The following is a 1,925-nucleotide window of genomic DNA, read 5'->3' as shown; positions in this document are numbered from 1 at the left end:
TCTTCCCCAGCGGTGCCGGGCGCGCGGCCTTCATACGCGTCCGACGACAATTCCTTCGTCACGTCCTTCAGCGTCTGTTCGGAAATCGGCGCGGTGGGCACGGAGGGAACGGTCTGCGCCGATTTCCGAACAGACGCTGAAGGACGTGACGAAGGAATTGTCGTCGGACGCGTATGAAGGCCGCGCGCCCGGCACCGCTGGGGAAGAGAAGACCGTCGCCTATATCGCCAAACGCTTCGCCGCCGCCGGGCTGAAGCCGGGCAACAAGGGTAGCTGGTATCAGGACGTGCCGCTGGTCGAACTGACCGCGCGCAACGTCTCGCCGCTGGTCTTCAAGGGCGCGGGCGAACCGCTCAGCCTCGCCTATGGTCCGGACATGGTGGCCGGCACATGGCGGATCGCACCCCGCATCGAGGTGAAGGATTCGCCCGTCGTCTTTGTCGGCTACGGCATCAACGCGCCGGAAAAGGGCTGGAACGACTATGCCGGGCTGGACGTGCGCGGCAAGACGGTGCTGATCCTGGTCAACGATCCCGACTGGCAGACCCCGGGCCTGACCGGCCCCTTCAACGGTCGCGCGATGACCTATTACGGTCGCTGGACCTACAAATACGAGGAAGCCGCGCGCCAGGGCGCCGCCGCCGCGATCATCGTGCATCAGACGGCGCCGGCCGCTTATGGCTGGAACGTCGTGCAGTCGAGCTGGACCGGTGCGCAGCAGGTCGCCGACGCCGCCGACAACCACGCCGGCGCCAGCGCGATGATCGGCTGGATGCAGGAAGCGCAGGCGCGCAAGCTGTTCGAGCGCGAGGGGCTGGACTTCGACGCGCTGAGCGCGGCGGCGAAGCGCAAGGGCTTTCACGGCCGCCCGCTGGCCGGCGTCACCGCCTCGATCGCGTTCGACGAAGCGGTGCGCCGCCACCGGTCGCGCAACGTGATCGGCATCCTGCCCGGCACGCAGCGCCCGAACGATTACGTCCTCTACAGCGCGCATTGGGACCATCTCGGCCATTGCGAGGCCGCGCCCGACGGTGACGACATCTGCAACGGCGCGATCGACAATGCCACCGGCGTCGCCGCGCTGGTCGCGCTGGCGGAGGCGAACGTGAAGGCCGGCGCACCGGCGCGCAGTCAGCTGTTCCTGGCGGTGACGGGCGAGGAAAGCGGGCTGCTCGGCTCCGAATATTATGCCGCCAACCCGGTCTATCCGCTGTCGCAGACGGTCGGCGGGGTCAACATGGATGCGCTGTCGCTCGCCGGGCCGGCGAAGAACGTCGTGGTGGTCGGCAAGGGCAAGTCGGATCTCGACGGATATCTGGAGGCGGCGCTGAAGCTGCAGGGCCGCGTCGCCAGCATGGAACCGACCCCGGAAAAGGGCTTCTACTATCGCTCCGACCATTTCAGCCTCGCCAAGCGCGGCGTGCCGATGATCTACTTCGACGGCGGCGACGATCTGGTCGCCGGCGGCAAGGCGGCGGGCGCGGCGGCGGCGAAGGACTATGAGGAGCATCGCTACCACGGGCCGAAGGACGAATACGACCCGAACTGGAACTGGGCCGGCACCGTCAGGGACGTGCAACTCTATTACGGCATCGGTCGCGCGCTGGCGCAGGGCGATCGATGGCCGAACTGGGTAGCCGGCGACGAATTCCGCGCGATCCGCGACAAGAGCCGCGCGTCGGCGGCAACGCAGTAAGAGAGGCAGCATGATGACCAAGACCCCGCCGCCCGAATGGGCGCCACACGCCGCCGTCTGGATCGGCTATCCCAGCCATCCCGACCTGTGGCTCGACGATCTGGACGAGGCGCGTGACGAAGTGACGGCCTTCGCGCGCGCCGTCCATGCCGACGGGCGCGGCGAAACCGTGCTGCTGGTCGCCGCCGACGAGGAGGCTGCCACCGATGCGCGCGCGCGCGCGCCGTTC

The 1,925-nt window shown here is 68.2% G+C and carries 2 protein-coding genes; both read left to right on the top strand.

The window, feature by feature from the left end; translation table 11 throughout:
* The first annotated feature begins 49 nt into the window (after positions 1-49).
* Complete coding sequence (locus tag NS334_RS14820; RefSeq protein WP_058756732.1) at positions 50-1,696, top strand: M28 family peptidase; 1,647 nt, start codon at positions 50-52, stop codon at positions 1,694-1,696.
* Positions 1,697-1,709: 13 nt separating this feature from the next.
* Positions 1,710-1,925: agmatine deiminase family protein (locus tag NS334_RS14815; protein WP_193753117.1), on the top strand; the 216-nt coding region annotated here is incomplete at its 3' end.

It is taken from the genome of Sphingomonas endophytica (assembly GCF_001476895.1).
GTDB lineage: Bacteria > Pseudomonadota > Alphaproteobacteria > Sphingomonadales > Sphingomonadaceae > Sphingomonas > Sphingomonas endophytica_A.
Note: the sequence above shows the minus strand (reverse complement) of the source record. Positions and strands in the feature narration are given on the sequence as shown.